Origin of the sequence: Klebsiella sp. JB_Kp042 (assembly GCF_040065275.1) — a bacterium.
GTDB lineage: Bacteria > Pseudomonadota > Gammaproteobacteria > Enterobacterales > Enterobacteriaceae > Klebsiella > Klebsiella quasipneumoniae.
In genome coordinates this window covers 1-15,886 of sequence record NZ_JBEAJL010000014.1, presented here as the reverse complement: position 1 = coordinate 15,886, position 15,886 = coordinate 1, and the positions used below count along the sequence as shown (strand labels likewise).

The 15,886-nt window shown below is 55.3% G+C and carries 20 protein-coding genes; 18 read left to right on the top strand and 2 right to left on the bottom strand.

Annotated elements, in window-relative coordinates; genetic code table 11:
- Positions 1-95 precede the first annotated feature (95 nt).
- From ABLV54_RS03930 to ABLV54_RS03920, 3 genes are all read left to right on the top strand, one after another.
- Entirely contained in the window at positions 96-791 is a 696-nt protein-coding gene (locus ABLV54_RS03930; RefSeq protein WP_348813693.1) for a DNA adenine methylase, read from the top strand.
- A gap of 254 nt (positions 792-1,045) precedes the next feature.
- The gene (locus ABLV54_RS03925) at positions 1,046-1,261 is read left to right on the top strand and encodes a hypothetical protein (RefSeq protein ID WP_047049912.1); all 216 of its coding nucleotides are present in this window, start codon (positions 1,046-1,048) and stop codon (positions 1,259-1,261) included.
- Positions 1,258-2,091 carry a hypothetical protein gene (locus tag ABLV54_RS03920; protein WP_047049910.1) on the top strand — a complete coding sequence of 278 codons (834 nt, stop codon included), beginning with the start codon at positions 1,258-1,260 and terminating at the stop codon, positions 2,089-2,091. Before ABLV54_RS03925 ends, ABLV54_RS03920 begins: the two co-directional genes overlap by 4 nt.
- A gap of 433 nt (positions 2,092-2,524) precedes the next feature.
- On the opposite strand, the gene ABLV54_RS03915 is transcribed toward ABLV54_RS03920, so the two are convergent.
- Together ABLV54_RS03915 and ABLV54_RS03910 are read right to left on the bottom strand one after the other, a co-directional pair.
- Entirely contained in the window at positions 2,525-3,577 is a 1,053-nt protein-coding gene (locus tag ABLV54_RS03915; protein WP_261647933.1) for a phage portal protein, read from the bottom strand.
- Between the two features lie 2 nt (positions 3,578-3,579).
- Positions 3,580-5,301 carry a terminase family protein gene (locus tag ABLV54_RS03910; protein ID WP_348813668.1) on the bottom strand — a complete coding sequence of 574 codons (1,722 nt, stop codon included), beginning with the start codon at positions 5,299-5,301 and terminating at the stop codon, positions 3,580-3,582.
- A 160-nt stretch (positions 5,302-5,461) separates the two neighbouring features.
- On the opposite strand from ABLV54_RS03910, the gene ABLV54_RS03905 reads away from it, so the two are divergent.
- The 15 genes from ABLV54_RS03905 to ABLV54_RS03835 form a co-directional block, all read left to right on the top strand.
- A complete protein-coding gene (locus ABLV54_RS03905; RefSeq protein ID WP_032414440.1) occupies positions 5,462-6,295 on the top strand; it encodes a GPO family capsid scaffolding protein in 834 nt (277 codons plus the stop codon).
- A 23-nt stretch (positions 6,296-6,318) separates the two neighbouring features.
- On the top strand, positions 6,319-7,368 hold the full coding sequence (locus tag ABLV54_RS03900) for a phage major capsid protein, P2 family (RefSeq protein ID WP_348813666.1): 1,050 nt from the start codon (positions 6,319-6,321) through the stop codon (positions 7,366-7,368).
- Positions 7,369-7,414: 46 nt separating this feature from the next.
- Entirely contained in the window at positions 7,415-8,275 is an 861-nt protein-coding gene (gene gpM / locus ABLV54_RS03895) for a phage terminase small subunit (RefSeq protein ID WP_348813664.1), read from the top strand.
- Between the two features lie 102 nt (positions 8,276-8,377).
- Positions 8,378-8,875 carry a head completion/stabilization protein gene (locus tag ABLV54_RS03890; protein WP_348813662.1) on the top strand — a complete coding sequence of 166 codons (498 nt, stop codon included), beginning with the start codon at positions 8,378-8,380 and terminating at the stop codon, positions 8,873-8,875.
- Entirely contained in the window at positions 8,875-9,075 is a 201-nt protein-coding gene (locus tag ABLV54_RS03885; protein ID WP_004187236.1) for a tail protein X, read from the top strand. Before ABLV54_RS03890 ends, ABLV54_RS03885 begins: the two co-directional genes overlap by 1 nt.
- A complete protein-coding gene (locus ABLV54_RS03880; RefSeq protein ID WP_004187237.1) occupies positions 9,066-9,347 on the top strand; it encodes a hypothetical protein in 282 nt (93 codons plus the stop codon). The genes ABLV54_RS03885 and ABLV54_RS03880 overlap by 10 nt, the downstream gene beginning before the upstream one ends.
- A complete protein-coding gene (locus ABLV54_RS03875; protein WP_348813659.1) occupies positions 9,344-9,895 on the top strand; it encodes a lysozyme in 552 nt (183 codons plus the stop codon). The genes ABLV54_RS03880 and ABLV54_RS03875 overlap by 4 nt, the downstream gene beginning before the upstream one ends.
- The gene (locus ABLV54_RS03870) at positions 9,892-10,287 is read left to right on the top strand and encodes a DUF2570 domain-containing protein (RefSeq protein WP_348813657.1); all 396 of its coding nucleotides are present in this window, start codon (positions 9,892-9,894) and stop codon (positions 10,285-10,287) included. Before ABLV54_RS03875 ends, ABLV54_RS03870 begins: the two co-directional genes overlap by 4 nt.
- Positions 10,288-10,431: 144 nt before the next feature.
- The gene (locus tag ABLV54_RS03865; RefSeq protein WP_348813655.1) at positions 10,432-10,890 is read left to right on the top strand and encodes a phage tail protein; all 459 of its coding nucleotides are present in this window, start codon (positions 10,432-10,434) and stop codon (positions 10,888-10,890) included.
- On the top strand, positions 10,887-11,528 hold the full coding sequence (locus tag ABLV54_RS03860) for a phage virion morphogenesis protein (protein WP_348813653.1): 642 nt from the start codon (positions 10,887-10,889) through the stop codon (positions 11,526-11,528). Before ABLV54_RS03865 ends, ABLV54_RS03860 begins: the two co-directional genes overlap by 4 nt.
- Positions 11,528-12,112, top strand: coding sequence for a phage baseplate assembly protein V (locus ABLV54_RS03855; protein WP_221013764.1), 585 nt, complete (start codon positions 11,528-11,530; stop codon positions 12,110-12,112). The genes ABLV54_RS03860 and ABLV54_RS03855 overlap by 1 nt, the downstream gene beginning before the upstream one ends.
- The gene (locus ABLV54_RS03850; protein ID WP_348813650.1) at positions 12,109-12,477 is read left to right on the top strand and encodes a GPW/gp25 family protein; all 369 of its coding nucleotides are present in this window, start codon (positions 12,109-12,111) and stop codon (positions 12,475-12,477) included. Before ABLV54_RS03855 ends, ABLV54_RS03850 begins: the two co-directional genes overlap by 4 nt.
- Entirely contained in the window at positions 12,464-13,363 is a 900-nt protein-coding gene (locus tag ABLV54_RS03845) for a baseplate J/gp47 family protein (RefSeq protein WP_348813648.1), read from the top strand. The genes ABLV54_RS03850 and ABLV54_RS03845 overlap by 14 nt, the downstream gene beginning before the upstream one ends.
- Positions 13,356-13,958 carry a phage tail protein I gene (locus ABLV54_RS03840; RefSeq protein WP_348813646.1) on the top strand — a complete coding sequence of 201 codons (603 nt, stop codon included), beginning with the start codon at positions 13,356-13,358 and terminating at the stop codon, positions 13,956-13,958. Before ABLV54_RS03845 ends, ABLV54_RS03840 begins: the two co-directional genes overlap by 8 nt.
- Before the next feature lie 2 nt (positions 13,959-13,960).
- Positions 13,961-15,886 (top strand): sialidase family protein (locus ABLV54_RS03835; RefSeq protein WP_348813644.1); only part of this gene is annotated, 1,926 nt, incomplete at its 3' end.

The following is a 15,886-nucleotide window of genomic DNA, read 5'->3' as shown; positions in this document are numbered from 1 at the left end:
CCGGTCATGGTCGCTTTTGACCGTGCTGGCCATTCTATCGAGCACCGTCATTTTTGGCGGTGCTGCAGCTTGGTTTTTTTGAGGATAAGAAAGCGATGAGTTATCTGGGAAGTAAGGCGGCCAGCGGTGTTTATCAAAAAATCATCGCTGAAATGCCGCCGCACGATACCTACATTGAAACGCATTTAGGCGGCGGCGCGATCATGCTGCGTAAACCTCCGGCAAAAGTGAATTGGGGGATCGATATCGACCCGCAAACCGTCGAAGCATTTAACCAGGGCAACCCTGATTTTCTGGATAGGCTGGCAGATACGTTGTTTATTGATGTTGGCGATGCCGTTGAGTTTTTACGTCGTTTCGATTTCTCCTCTGCCGGTCGGGTATTGATTTATTCCGATCCGCCATACCTTCATGAAACACGTTCCAGTTCCGCGCGTTATCGACATGAATACACCGTTAGCGATCATCACCGCCTGCTTCAGTGCCTCTGCTCGACGCCGGAAAACGTGAGCGTAATCGTATCCGGGTATCCTTCTTCTGTTTATGACAACGCCTTGCAGGGCTGGCGCTCGCGAGAGTTTCAGGCCATGACGCGAGGCGGCGTGCGAACGGAGAAAATCTGGATGAACTTTGCAGAGGGGCGCGCGTACTCTCACACTTTCGCGGGTAAAGACTACAATGATCGTTACCGTATAAAGCGGAAAGCAAACCGTTGGAAAATGAAGTTTTTGGCCCTCCCGCATGCCGAACGTTTGGCGATAATGCAGGCGCTTTGCGAAGTCGAGGACTAAAAGCGGGCAGATAATCGGTTAGTAGTGGCGTAAAACTAACCGATACACAATATGTAGTGATAATCCGAAATATTGTACGCACACACAGCAAAAACTGTTGCTATGGTTCATGCTTTACTATACATAACGTAACCAATAGCAATATCAAATGAGCGCGTACTGCGCATACCTCTAAGCAGTCGCGCATAGCGATTGTTTTTATATTTATGATTTTATTCTAATTTCTGGATAGCAACCGGACAAAGGAGGCGGATATGTCATTTGCATTCGGATTGTCATTATCCGGGGCTATGTTCAGTTCGAAAGAGCGACTGACCAAGGCTCTGAAGGACAACAAAAACAGTTACACCATTAGTCGTGATGGCTATGTATCTCTTGACCTCAACAAAAAAGAGGTTGTAGATGCAATCACTCGCCAGATTGAGAAGCTCGGCGATATCAAGGAAGAGTCTGGAAAGAAAGGTGAATGAATACAATCATTCTCGCCGTCGTTTTGATTAGTGGCTACCTCTACGTAACTAGATCTGTTTCAGCTCGATATAAATTTAAGCGTTCCGAAGGTTGGGACGCTTATTTTTATGTTGCAGCGTGGGGCGTCTTGTTTACCCTCGTTGCTTGGCTTTTGTGCTCGTTTATCAGTGTGCTAGGTATCTTTCGCTGGATTTATGGCTTCCTGCTGTCGCATGACTTCATCGCGGAAAGCACTATCAAGCGTGTTTTTCCCCTATCCCCCGCAGAGCAATTTAAATTCGCAGATCTGAAATTTGCAGTTTTTGGCGTGACGTCAATGTTGTTAGCTTGGGCGGCAGGGCGTGGCATGAGGTGGCATGTCTGCCGTAATGCTGACAGAAGGATTGATGCGCTGGTTAAAGCCGTACATCACGACCCTTTGGAAAGCCTTCTCATTGAAGCAGCCGTTAGAAAAATGCCAGTAATCATCACCTTAGGTTCGCGGAAATTCTATGTTGGGATAGTTGATTGCCCTCAATTTGAGCATGGTAAAACTGATTACTTGCAGATGTTACCGCTGCTTAGTGGTTATCGTGATAAAGATACTCTGACAGTGAACGTAACAACGAACTACAAGCGGCACTATATGGATAGCGGTATTCTCGGCGGCGCCGGGGATGGTCAGATTACACTCGCAGACTTCAGGACGCTGGTTCCTAAAGATGAGATAGAAGGGATATCATTCTTCGATACCGATACTTACTCGCAATTCAAAGCAAAAGAAGAGGCGGACAAAATCGGTTCCACTATGTTATCCCCGGCGTTTGTTCCCAGAAAAAACGGGAGTTAACCCTTCGTTGAGCGGTACACAAGAAGAGGCCTGGTAGGCCTCTTTTTTTTGCTTTTCGTGAACGCAAGAAATTGCACAAATTTGCACAATTTTTGAAACGATGTTTTTGCTACGCAGCGCCAGCACTGGCGGGGCCTGGGCGGTCTGCACAAAGTGCACAAAAAGAGGTCGGTTTAGCGCGCAGGCGAGGCGGGGGAGCAAGCGCGCGTAAAGGGGGTAAGGGAGGGGGTCGTATCGTTCGCCAATCGCGTCCTGTCGCGCGCTGACTTCTGGTGCGGATCTGGAGAAAGCGAACGAGTGAATGCGCCAGAATGGCGCTGGCGGCTTCTGGTGAGGTGTAGGGATTCGAAAGTGAGTGAGCGGTCAGTGTGATCAGGGCGGTGGTACGGGTTGGCGGGTACCGCACCGCCAGAAATGACGATGCGGCCTGGTGTTACTTCGTGCCTTCGAGCAGTGCGTAAGGATTGAAGCGGATCACCTCTTCACCCAGCCAGTCGTTAACATGCTTCATTGCTTCCATGTATGGCGTCAGCTCGTTGACGGCGAAGACGCGAGCCGCCTTCTCGATATCGCCAAATGATCCGTTGCCTTCCGGAATGGCGCCCATTAACTGAGGCGGCACCCGATGTGCGGCTAACATGTCATCGCGGGTGGAAGACTTCACCCCTACGAATTCATCCTTTGCCGATATCTGGCTGAACGGCAGGATCTGCACGGAGTCTTTGCCGCCGTTAGGGGCATGAAGGAGAATGTTTTTGAATGCCCCGCCGCGTCGGGTATCTGTTAGCGTCTTCTTCAGCTTATCGAGACTCTCCTGATCGGCCATTGCGCTGTTCACGTAGACGATACACCCGGCATGCGAGCCATTGTCGTAATAGAGTTTGCGGAACTTGTCGGCAGAGTGTGCCAGGTTCGCAGACAGCAACCCGGCGAAATACTCCGGCATACCGTAGATTTCCTGGTGAATGTCCGGGCTGAGGACGTGGCAGACCGAGCCAGTTGTAAACTGGTGATCCTGTAGACCGGATTGAATAAACCAGTAGGTGTCCAGGTCGGAGCCACGACGGGTATATTTAGCCAGTGAGTTACGGAAGCCGAGAGAACCGCCAAGCCGGTTTTTCCTCATTTCAAGATAGCCGTTCCCGAACACGAACCAGTCAAGCGCGAAGGATGAGAATACCTGGCGGGACAGCAGTTTGTGCGGGATAAAGCACCCGGCCAGCACGTTGCGTTTGAAGTACAGCGCCGACTGGTGCCAGCTGGCATAACCAAACTGGCGGGCCAGCCCGTACCAGTCAACCGGCGTTTCGTAGTATCGCCCGTTATCGGCGCAGTACATGTTATCGAGCAGGTCATACGCGCCACTCACCGGCCAGGGGCCGTCGAATGTGAACGAGTTCAGCTCGGGTGCAGCTTTTAGCGAGACGGCGAGATCGGCCTGCTCCCTGGCATACTGCCTGCCGCGCATGGATTTTCGTTTGCTCAAGGTTAATACTCCGTAACTGTCATACTGCTGCCGCCTTCCTGTCCCAGCGGCTCGTTAATGGTGGCAAGCATCGTCGCCCAGGCGAGATCGCCATGACTGACGCCGCGTGAGCGGTCAGTGTCGTAAGTGATAACGCCGCCGGGGGTGACAATCTTGCGAACAGAGTTGAACGCGCCAACGAGATCAAGCTCTCCCCGGTCATATTCCCAGCGGCCGCCGCGAACGAGCTGCTGCATCTTCAGCACAAGCATGCGTTTGCTGGCTGGTGAGAACTGGTAACAGACTGCTGCCGGGAAGGGCTTTTTAACCAGCTGATAAACGGCTTCACCGATGCCGGTACCATCAATCCCGATGTGTTGCACGTTATAGCGACTCAGCATGCCGATAATGAGATTGGCCTGCTCTTCGAACTCCATCCCGCGTATGCGTAGCGTCTCGACGGTGCGGAACTTGCCACCGGCGACCATCGGCACGGCATTGACTGAAATGGCGCCGCTGTCGCCTTTACCGCTGGCACCGTTGGGATCGTAGCCAATCCAGACCGGGCGATCGGCCATCGGGCGGGAGGCATACGGGCGCCAGTCGGGCCAGTCGTCGTAGCCGTCTGCGCCGCATGCCAGCAACCGGTTATAGTCAAAGGCGCTTTCACCGCTTTTGATGAACTGGCACCCGTACAGGTTGTCGTATTCCTCCGGGCTGTTTTCGTCGCGGATTTCGTCAATGTCGGTCAGATCCCAGCCGTGATCGATAGCGTCCTGCAATGTGACGATCTGGCGCCAGATTTTGTCCGGGCACATCAGCCCGCTGTTTAGCGTCTTCCAGGACGTATCGAACTCAACCCGCTTTCCGTGGCTGCGCCCTTTGTTGAATGCTTCACCTGTCCAGAAAGGGTAAGCCTCATGGCTTTCTGCTGACGGGGTGGAGAAATAGGTACGCGTCAGCCCTTTTAACGTCGCCATCGCACCGGCCACTTTCTTCAGGTTGGCAAACTGGCCGACCCAAAAAAACTCATCAAAATACAGATTGCCGGTGTACGACTGCGCCGTTGCAGCGGACGTGCCGAGGAAATGCAGCTCGGCGCCGTTAAACAGCTGGATCATGTCGCCGCCTTTCAGCTCAACATCAACCTCAGCGGCAGCAGAGCGAATAAAACTGCGGAACTGATACGCCTGGCGGCGGCTCGCCGACAGAAAGATCTGGTTACGTTGATGCTTGTACTTCACATCGTCGGAAAGGGCGCGCACCAGGGCTTCGCGCGCAAAGTACCATGTCGCGCCAACCTGACGGCTTTTCAGGATCATGCGGTTGCGCCAGTGGTGGTTGTCGTACCAGCCTCTTTGATGCCAGTGCAGAGAGCCGAGAATATTCTCGCGCAGTGCTGCAATCTGCGACTCTGAGAAATAGTTTTGTTTCTTGCGGATCTTCTTCTTCGGCTGGGTGGCTGCTGTACCGTTGTCCAGCTTTTTCAGCTGGCGCGTAAGCAGATCAATTTCTTTGAAGTCGCCGCCGGTCTTTTTGTCTTTGGTGGTGAGTTGTATCAACCGTGCATCAATGGACGTCGTCACGCGCTGGATCGGTGGCGTGGCGTCCCATTCATCACGCTTTTTCCATGAGTAAACCGTGTTCTGATTAATACCCATCAGGCGTGCAATCTCCGCTGGCGGGTACCCCTGCCAGTAAAGCTGCCGCGCCCGCTGCATGATGAATGCTTCTTCAATCGCCATTTGTCCTCCTCGCTTCCTGCCGGGGAGATTAACCCGCGCGCGCGTACCCTTTCGCTCGCTTTTGGTTGTGGCGATTCCCTCACAACAACAACGCGTTGAGAGCGCACGCCACCCCCTGCCATCATCTCCGGGAACTCAGAAACCGAGCGAGTAAACGAACATGGCAGGCACAGCAAAACCACGTAAGAAATTCCGCGTTGCCGTCTCCGGAAACACCGTTGATGGCCGTGAAATTCAACCGCAGCACCTTCGCGATGCAGCAGCGAATTACAACCCGGAGGTGTACGGCGCACGCGTCAACATTGAGCACTATCTCTCTATGTTCCCGAACAGCGATTTTGGCGCGATGGGGGATGTGGTGGCACTCAGCACTGAAGACATTACCGACGGCCCGTTAGCAGGACGAACCGCCCTTTATGCCGAGATCGAGCCATCAGATCGCATGGTGCAGATGACCGACAAAGGCCAGAAAGTCTACTCAAGCATTGAGCTACATCCTCAGTTTGCCCTCAACGGAAAAGCCTATGTGGTGGGGCTGGCGATGACCGACACCCCGGCGAGCCTGGGTACCGATCGCCTGAAGTTTGCCGCGCAGCAACGCGCCTCGGTGATGGCCTTTAACAACCAGCAGGGCGAAGCGCCAATGTTTACCGAAGCCCTGGAGGCAGAGGTGATCGAACTGGCCGCCCAGCGCAGTGATGAAGGGGTTAAGTGGTTTAACCGGGTGATGGGCATCATCGGCAAAGGCCAGAAAACCGACGATCAGCGCTTCAGCCAGATGCACCAGGTCGTTGAGGCCGTGGCGCAATCGCAGTCAGAGCAGATTGATCGCTTTAACACCGCCGAGCAGGAGCGCCAGCAGGACAAAGTCGCCATTGAGAAACTCACCAGTGAGCTGGCCGAACTGCGGCAAAAGTTGAGCACCACCGATGCCAGCTTTAGCCAGCGACCACCGGCGGGCGGCGGCGCGAACGCGCAGCTGGCTGATTACTGATATTCACAACGAGAGCAGAGAACATGGAAAACAATACCCGCCAGCTGTTTGACCAGTACATTTTGCGCCAGGCGCAGTTAAACGGCGTATCGCCTGCGGCAGTTGCTGCGAAATTTGCGGTTGATCCAACCCGTCAGCAAAAGCTGGAGCAGGCAGCGCAGGAGAGCGATTCTTTCCTGAGCAAAATTAACGTGTTTGGCGTTAATCAGCAGATCGGTCAGAAAGTGTTGATTGGTAGCAAAGGCCCGATGGCTGGCGTCAACAACAGCATCACTACCCGCCGTAACCCGGGCGCAAATCATGCGATGGAGCCGTTTGATTATATGTGCCGTAAGGTCAATTACGACTACGGGATCAGCTACGAACAGCTTGATGCCTGGGCGCACATGCCGGACTTCCAGCCGTTGATTAGTAAGGCGATGGCGCGTCAGATGTCGCTGGATCGCATCATGATTGGCTTTAACGGCACCAAATACAGCGACCCGTCAGATCGTGCCGCTAACCCGCTGTTGCAGGATTGCGGCATTGGCTGGCTGGAGAAAATCCGCACTGAAGCCTCACACCGCGTGATTTCCGGCGTCACCATCACCTCACGCGATGAAGATAACAAAGTCATTGCGAAAGGTACCTACGGCAACCTCGGCGCCGCGGTCTATGACGCGAAAAACAGCCTTATGGATGAATGGCACAAACGCAATCCGGATAACGTAGTGATCCTGGCGGGCGACCTGCTGACTACCGGCAATTTCCCGGCCATTAATGCCATGAGCCAGACCAACCCGAACACCGAAATGCTGGCCGGTCAGCTGATTGTTGCGCAGGAACGCGTTGGCAACATGCCGACCTTCATCGCGCCTTACTTCCCGGTAAATGGCGTACTGATCACGCCGTTTAAAAACCTGTCGGTGTACTACCAACGCGGCGGACTGCGCCGGACGATCAAGGAAGAGCCGGAGTACAACCGCATCGCGACATACCAGTCCTCAAACGATGACTTTGTGATCGAGGATTACGGCAACGTCGCATTTATCGACGGCATCACCTTTGCCGAGGCGCCGGAAGGCGGCGCGTAACCGCACACTGGCGGGCTTCGGCCCGCCGTTCATCGGGGAAGAAACAATGCTGACACCGGCACAACGACATTTTCAACGCGTCATGGCTGAACGTCATGGCAAGGCTGAGGATTTGTCCGATACGGCGCGCACTGCGCATGAGCAGATCCTGCACCGCATGCGCATGGATATGGCCGCGCTTAAAAAAATTCAGGGCGAGCAGGCGAAAGCCGCGCTTAAGCGCCAGATGCTACCCAATTACGAGGGGTGGATTGAGGGAACGCTCGAAGGTAATAGCGGCCGCCAGGATGAAGTGATCACGCGCCTGATGATTTGGGCGATAGATGTTCGTGATTATCCACTGGCGGCGAGAATCGGGCGTTACGTCATCGCGCATAACCTGGCGATGCCAGACCGATTTAACCGCACGGCGGCGACAGCTCTGGTCGATGAAATTTGTGATCCGATCCTGGTTCAGGTTAAGGCTGACGACAGCACCGACGTATCGCCATATCTGGCGGTGCTCGATGAAGTAGCCGAGTTTACCGCAGCCAGCGATATGCCAGACATGGTGCGCGCCAAACTCCACAAAGCACGCGCTTTTGCACTGCGCAACGGCACGCCTGCCGAGCAGGAAACCGCATTAGGGCTGCTGCGCACTGCGCTGATCATGGATCCTGGCGCAGGCGTGAAAAAGCTGATCGACAAACTCGCCAGTCAGCTGAAGAAAACCGCTGCTGCGACTATTTCCGAGGATGAGTCTACTGGCGACGATGGCGAAGAGGGGCAGAGTGATAGCCCTGCAGCACCACCGGTTCCGGCGGTGGCGGCCGGAAAGCCTGCGCCTAAAGCCGCCCGTAAAAGCACAACCAAAAAACCAGCGGCGCGCAAAACCACAACGAAAAAAGCGCCTGCCGCCAAAAAATAACCGACTTGCGCCCCGTGCGCTGGCGGCGCGGTCGGAGATCTGCAACGCACTGCGTTTTCTTTTCTCCGTCCGCTCACCGCCACCTTTTCTGGAGACTACACCATGAGCCTTGTAGCCCCCCGCACAATAACCCCCTCAGCAGAGGATGTGCCGGATGTGGACGACGGCGGAGAGAAAGTCACCGCCGGTGCGTTCTGGCCCGAAATTGTGTTGAGCGATGCTCGTAAGGAGATGCGCATTAACGGCACGGTGACAACTTCGCGGCTGAAGCATGTTGTTATCGAGGCGGTAGGCCATGCCGCTGACCAGCTCGATACCTGGCGGATCGAACAGCAGAACGCCGGATTTGCATCACTGGATACCGTGCCAGCAATGGAAATTAACGGGCAGAGCGCAAAGGTTTACCGCTGGCGCCGCGCGGTTTACAGCATAGCCCGCGCCCTGCTGATCGAAACGTTCCGTGATGTGGACACGACCGGCGACGCCGGGGAGAAGAAAGCCGCTGCGCTGGCAAGCCAGGCAAACGATCACTGGCGTGATGCGCGCTGGGCTATCTCCGATATTCGCGGCGAAGTTCGCAATTCTGCGGAGGCATTCTGATGAAAGTGAAGGCCTTACAGGGCGATACGGTGGATTTGCTTTGCCAGCGTTATTACGGCACCACCCAGGGTGTCACCGAGATTGTGCTTGCTGCGAACAAGTCACTGGCCGATCAGATCTTCATGGAGGCCGGGCAGGTGGTGGAACTGCCGGAGGTGAGCGCCTCGGCGACAAAGGAGACGGTGCAGCTATGGAGTTAATAAACCGCGCCTGGAATTGGGCCGCATACCTCTGGTCGGTGTTCCTCGGCAGCGTCGGCATGATGACGCAAAAGGACTGGCTGACGGCTATTGCGGCAGTAACAGGGGTTGTGGTGGCGGTGTTAGGTGAAATGCATCGCCGCCGGATGGCCCGGATCCATGAAACTAATAACGTGCTGCTGAACGATTTGATCGACGCCATTCGCGACGACACCGAAAACCGGCAGGACGTGAAAGAGCTGATCCGCACTATCAGGGAGGCGCCACGATGAAAAAGGGCGTTATTGCCTGCTCTGTCGCCGCGATTATCTCGCTGGCCGCAGCGCTCTGGCCGCAGTCACTGCGTACCAGCCCGGAAGCGCAACTGAAGATGGCGAAATATGAGGATTGTCGCAAGACCCCGTATTACTGCCCGGCAGGCGTATTAACCGTGGGGATCGGCTCCACCGGGAAAGTGCAGAACCGGGAGTATGCCGAACAGGAGATCGCAGAGCGCTGGGTGAATGATCTAATGCGCGCAGAGCATTGCGTTAGCCGCGAGTTTAACGGCGCAGCTGCACCGCAGCGCGTTTTTGAAGCGCTTACCGATAGCGCATTTAATGTCGGCTGTAGCGGGCTTGCCTGGTACACCAACAGGCAGGGGAAGAAGGTCAGAACGACAATCTGGCGTAACGCGCAGTCGGCTGACTGGCGCAGCGTCTGCGAGCGGGTAACGGATTTTGTTAACTCAGGCGGCAGGCGCTTGCAGGGGCTGGTCAACCGCCGGGAAGAGTTCCGGGAGTGGTGCTTGTCAGATCCTGTGTTTAAGGGGGCGAAATGAAAGGGTTGCTTGCCGTTATCACGGTGATCTGTGTCCTCCTGGTGGTGGCCTGCATCCGGTTAACCACGGAAACCAACAAGCGCGAAGCCGCAGAAAGAGCGCTGGCAGACGCTACTCAAAAACTGAACCAGACCGGCGATGTGCTGGCCGAAGTGCGGGCGCTGCGCCAGGACGTCAGCGAGATTGAAGCCAGTGTGAAAGCGCTGGGGCAAAAGCGTAACGAAGCCGGGGAGAAACGTCGTGAAAATATCAAAACTGAACTGGCCGGCGATCCCTGCGCTGCTGCTCTTGTGCCTGACGCTGTCGCTGACAGCCTGTACCAGCGCGCCGCCGAAGTCGCCGCCGGTGATCATTCAGGAGCCTTTGCCAGAAAGCCTGACGGCAAAAACTGAAACGCCAGTGCCACCGACCAGACCAATGCGCTACGGGAGCCTTGCGATCTGGTCTGATGCGCTACTTGATGCGCTGGATACCTGCAACGCGGATAAGGCGGGCATTCGGGAGCTGGAACTGCGGAGAATAGCCAGGGGGATGAAGTGAAAAAAGCCGAATTGTTACGCGAGGCGCTGATCGCCGCAAACACCTGGTGTAAGGCCAACCCTGAACTGATCACCGTCTGGGTGGATAAGGGGAGCATTGAGACGCAGGCGACCGGCGAACCCTCGTTTATGTATCGCTACACCATCCAGGTGCTGGCCGTGGACTTTCCGGGGCAGGTGGATGATCTCATGCTGCCGATCATGGCGTGGGTATGGCATTACCAGCCTGATTTACTGCTCAACCCGGACAATAACCGCAAAGTTGAGTTTGACGCGGACATTATCAGCGATGACATGGCCGATGTGCTGTTTAAGGTGCCGGTCTGGGAGCGCGTCATGGTGGAGAACGTCAACGGAAAACCCGTTGCTACGCACCTGGCGGAAGACCGACCCCGCATTAATGGCGGCGAGTGGGAAGTGGTCTTTGATCCGGGCTTTGAGGAAGAGATGACGTGAGCAACGATGCTGCGCTGTTTCAACAGCTTGATCAGGTCTTCGCAGAAATCCTTTCCGCTATGACGCCAGCACGTCGCCTGCGCACGGCAAGAGGCATTGCCACCACGCTGCGCCGTACTCAGAGCCAGCGGATCGGTAAGCAGGTTTCGCCGGACGGCACACCGTACCAGAAGCGGCACCGCCGGGTACTGCGCTCGCAGGCCGGGATCGGGTTTATCTGGCAGGGGGAAGAGCGCCGCTTGCGTAACTGGCGGGCGACGCGTGGTAGTCGTGGCCGCATGTTGACCGGATTTGATGAAGGACGAGGCGCGGTGCGGTCGTTTTACCGTGCTGATATCGAGCGTTATCTCGATATCAGCTTCAACGAGACTCGCCGCGATACGACGAAAGCCGATCCCATGTTCCGCCGCCTGCGCACCTCGCGTTTTCTGAAAGCTCGCGCCACCTCTGAAGGGGCAAGCGTGGGATTCACTGGCGTGGCGGCCCGTATTGCCCGCGTTCACCAGTATGGATTGCGTGACCGGGTGAATGACAGCGGCGCGATGGCGAGCTATCCCCGCCGTGAACTGCTGGGCCTGAGTAAGACGGATCGCATGATGATTGCCCGGCAGGTGATTGATTCTCTGGGAGTGCGCTGATGGATATTGCCGAACTGATTCGCCTGCTGGAGAACATCGGCCGCACCGGTACGGTGACGGAGATCGACGAGGAAAACTGGCGAGTACGGGTACAAAGCGGCGGACTGGAAACGACCTGGTTGCGCTGGAACGCGCAGCGGGCCGGGGCATTTAAGGTCTGGGTGCCGCCGTCCATTGGCGAGCAGGTCTGGCTCTTGTGTCTCGGCGGTAACACGGATACCGCCATCATTGGCGGTAGCCTGTACAGCAATGACAATCCGGCACCGGGCGCGACGCGTAATGAAATGGTAGTCACGGCTCCTGATGGTGCGCGTTTTCGTTATGACGCCGAGGCGGGCGCCTTACAGGTGACAGGTATTAAATCGGCGGCGATCGAGGCGTCGGTGATTGTCACTCTGGATACGCCGGAGGTGAACTGCACCAACCTGTTGCGCGCGAAAAATCTTGATATCACCGAAGGCGGGGAAATGCGCGGTGATTTTAATCATACCGGCGGGGCGTTTATCTCTAACGGCGTGCAGGTGGATAACCACAATCACGGCAAAGTTGAACGCGGTGATAACTGGACGGAGGGCACCCGATGAGTGAGCGCTATCGCGGTATGAATGCGAACGGAACCGGGACGCTGACGGATGAAGATCATGTGTGGCAGTCCGTGGGCGATATTCTGCTGACGCCGGTTAATACGCGCATTATGCGCCGCAATTACGGCTCGCTATGCCCCGATTTGATCGACAGCCCGCAGAACGACGTCACGCGCCTGCAACTGATGAGCGCAGCAGTTATCGCGCTTGCGGCATGGGAGCCGCGGCTCGCGCTTGACGCTATCAATATTCACTATTCTGCTTCGGGCGCAGTAACGGCGGAGTTATCCGGAATGCTGACTGAAAGCATGGAAAAGAGCACCAGATCGGTAACGTTAAGGAGTGCTAAAAATGCCGACAATTGACCTCTCGCAGCTGCCGCAGCCGACCATTATCGAGGAACTGGATTTTGAAGAAATTCTGATCGAGGTGAAAGCAGTGATGGTAGCTGCTTATCCGGCAGATCAGCAGGCCGCTGTTATTGCCGCCCTGGCGCTGGAGTCCGAACCATTGAACGTGCTTGCCCAGGCGCTGGCATATCGCGAGATGTTACTGCGCCAGCGCATTAACGAGGGGGCGGCCGCCTGCATGCTGAGTCATTCGACCGGCGACGATCTGGATAATATCGCGGCGAACCTCGATACCGAACGCCTGATCAAGACCGAAGCAACCGAGACAACCGATGCCGAAATGGAAAGTGACGAGGCGTTACGCCTGCGAGCACAGGCTGCTTTTGAGGGAATGAGCGTTGCCGGGCCATCGGCGGCCTATGAATATTTTGCCCGCAGCGCCAGCGGAAAAGTTGCCGATGCCAGGGCTTCCAGCCCGGCACCGGCAGTGGTGGTCGTTGCGGTGCTCTCCACGGAGGGTGACGGTACCGCGTCGCCAGAACTGCTCGCCGCAGTTGCCGAAGCGGTAAATGATGAAGAGGTTCGCCCGCTGGGTGATCGCGTGACGGTGCGCAGCGCTGAGGTTGTCGATTACGAGATTGACGCCACGCTGTACCTGTATCCGGGGCCGGAGTCAGAGCCGATCATCAATGCGGCTGATGCATCGTTGCAAAAGTTCCTGAAACAGAACGATAAAAAAATCAGCAGAGACGTGGCGCGCTCTGCCATTTCAGCGGCGCTCCATGTCCAGGGCGTACAGCGTGTCGTGCTGAATGCTCCGCCAGACGATATCAGGATCAGCGATATCCAGGCGGCCAGGAATATCGGCTACAACCTGGAAAGCGGCGGAACGGATGAATAACACGCTTCTTCCTCCTTCTGCCAGCGCGTGGATGCGTTGCGCCGAAGCTGCTACGGCGAAGCTGTCCGGAATCACGGTAGCTATTCGCACGCTGTGGACGCCGACGACATGTCCGGTTGATTTATTGCCGTATCTGGCGTGGGCGCTGTCGGTTGATCGGTGGGATAAGAACTGGCCGGCAGAGAAAAAAATAGCGTCAATCCAGCAATCCTACTGGCTTCATCGCAGGAAGGGTACGCGCGCAGCTGTGCGTCGAGTGATCGAGGATATGGGGTTTTCCGCGACGTTTGCGGAATGGTTCGACGTCGGCGACGAACCAGGAACGTTTCGGCTTGAGGTAGATGTAAACGATATCGGCATTACCCCGAAAACACTGGACGAGCTTAATCGTCTGATTGGGGAAGCGAAACCAGTCAGCCGTCAAATATCGCAACTGACAATATCTGTTGGAATTGAGGGGATTGCCAATGTGGGCGCCTCTTTTTTGGATGGTGAGATGGTTACGGTATATCCGCCAGGATATGACCCGGGCAACGGTATTTACTACGACGGTGAAACGCACTACGACAGTAATTTTAATTATGCAGAGGGCTGAGCGTGACAAACATCATTGAAAAAAAACAGTGGGAAAACGGCGTTTCTTTGCTGCGTCGCTCAGATAAGGTTGAGGGTGGCGTCGGGGGGAAAGCCAACGAACAAGCGCAGCAGTTGGCGAACAGGACGCAGTACCTGAAGGACCAGCTTGAATCCTATAACCAGCTGATTAAAACCGGTGAAATCCCATTTTCGACAGAGGACGAAGCAAAGGCCGCAATTACCGCCGGGAAAATACCAGAAGGGGCTCGTTTTTCGGTTCGTTCGCAGGATTCCCGCGTGTGGGTGGAAGAGTTCACTAATACCGGCGGCAACCCTGTCGCCACCGGAAAAAAAATCCTTGATGGTCGTTCGGTTTCTGTGACCGTTTTTCCAGGAGAGGGTGACCCGGACGGCACCCTTGCCGGGCTGGAGGCTACCTTTACCGGTCAGACGTTCCGTGTAGCCTTCAGCGGCGAAGATGAAAAAGAGTGCCTGTATCGCAATGATAATGGCATCGCCACGCTCATTACGCAGACGACGGGACAGGCGCAGGTCAACGCTATCAATGAATTATTGTTTACTGAATCCGCGTTAACGCCGTTGGCATTTTTGTCTGATGCGGCAGGGAATAATTTCGGCGTGTTTCTTTCCGATGGTTCATTCCACCTTGTCGGGATGAGCGGCTCATTACAGGACCAGTACGCGATTAAATACGCCGGTAAAGTCAGGAGCGGCATTGAAAGCGTTGAAGGTATCGCAGAAGTCGTAGGCGCTGACAACTCGTCAATGCTGTCTGTTTTTCATGACGCCAGCGGCAATCCGTTTCTGTCCGTCGCGCCCGATGGTGGCGTGTATTTGCCAGGGATGACGAAAGCGCTACAGGATATTTATGCTGTGAGCAGTGAGGGGGAAATTAAAGCCGGAATTGCGGGTATCGGTTCTGTGCAGAAATCCTTTGAGGCAATGAAGCCGGTTCTTATCGACCGCCTGTTTTACGGAATGAACCGTGACGGGGAACTGGTCAGCCAGGCGGTGCGTATCGGGCGTGTAACCCGCCGCCAGAAAACCGGGTATAACCTGAATTCCTGGCCCCAGGGCAAGCTGTGCATTGATGGTAACGGGCGGATTTATTGTGGCTATAACAGTGCGCCAGCCCACGGCGGAAAAGGTACCGTGCCGGTGATTACCTACAGTGATGACGATGGTGTGAGCTGGTCAGCGCCGGTATATGTCGTTACCGGGGAAAACTACGCGCGCGGGACTGACTGGTGGTCACTGGGTGTGGATAGTGACAATCATCTGTGGGGCATTGTTCGCAGCCGTGGCGCAACTAATCAGGTCGGCGTGACGTTTTACAACCTGTATAAATCGACGGACGGCGGGGCGTCGTGGGTAAAAGTCGGCGAAATTTCGGCAGTTACCCAGACCATTAACGATATCGAATATGTGCCGGAACTGTTTCACGATATGTGTTTTGTGCCGACCACCGGGCGGATGATTACGGGGTACCATTTTGCGAACTCGTCGCGCGTCGGATTTATGTCGTTTGATATCAGCGACCCGTTAAACACTATCGTAACGCAGGATGTTATCGCTCACGGTGAGTATTCAACCACGGTTTATTGTGAGCCAACAATTGCGGTCGAATATTCCCGCAACCAGACTGGCACAGTTTATGGTGGCATTCGCACACAAACGAATGCTTATCCCTCGCAGCTGTACTTTATGAATCCAGATTTAACCGGGTTTACCCGGTTTGATGCGCCAGAATCCGTGCAATACAGCCCGATGGCTATTCGCCGTATTAATGGTCAGTTTATTTTATTAACGGTGGAGCGTTACAACACGGGAGCCATGAATTTATGGTTTGGCACTCCGACTGACTTTTACAGCAAAACTGCCTCAAACTTCTGGAAAATGCCGATTGGTAAAATCGTCAAGGAAACC